We start from the raw sequence: 675 nt of genomic DNA, 5'->3' as shown, positions 1-675 counted from the left end.
GTCAGGAGCAGGCGGGAAGGTACGCCCGAAAGCCTCTTGTCGCTACACGCCCCTGGCGGCTGATGCGACCTGCGTAGCCGACCCGTTCAGGCGCGGCACCACGACGAGGCGTTTGATCTTGCCCTTCTTGAAGGCGGCGAGGAAACGCGCATAATCCTTGAAGGCGACGCAGCCGCTCGACTGGGCGTAGCGGCCCCGAAGCAGATACGTATGGGCCAGAAACCCGTCGCGATTGTATTTGTTGCGGCCATCGACCGGCGTCAGGCGCAAGGCCTCCACACCATGAAAGCGCGACTCGCGCAGCGACAGATTGTAGGTGTTGGGCGGTGTCGGTCCGCGGTTCTTCTGGTCGGCATAGCGCGGCTGGTCCGTCATCGCGCCGATGCCAGAATGCGCCTCGAGCCTTGAGCCGTCAGGCATGTAGACGGTGGCGGCGCTGATATCGTAGACGGCGACGCCATTGCCGGCGCCGCTTCTGGATCCCGGCGAGTTGAACAGATTTCTGAACGCCTTGCCAAGGCCGCCCGAAGGCGTGTCCGGCTTGGCGTAGGCCAGCACATCGCCGCCATCGGCCGGCCGAAGTCGATCCATGTCCACGATTTCGCCGGCCGCTTCGACCGCTATGGCCAACTCTACACCCAGACCCGGATCACCGACGTGCCGGCCGATGCTGTC

Annotated in this window: 1 protein-coding gene; it reads right to left on the bottom strand. The window is 64.6% G+C overall.

The features are described 5' to 3' along the window. Window positions 1–42: 42 nt before the first annotated feature. Window positions 43–675 (bottom strand): DUF2778 domain-containing protein (locus EOC06_RS38225; protein WP_245470468.1); only part of this gene is annotated, 633 nt, incomplete at its 5' end.

The sequence above is a fragment of the Mesorhizobium sp. M7A.F.Ca.MR.362.00.0.0 genome, from assembly GCF_004023175.1.
GTDB lineage: Bacteria > Pseudomonadota > Alphaproteobacteria > Rhizobiales > Rhizobiaceae > Mesorhizobium.
Note: the sequence above shows the minus strand (reverse complement) of the source record. Positions and strands in the feature narration are given on the sequence as shown.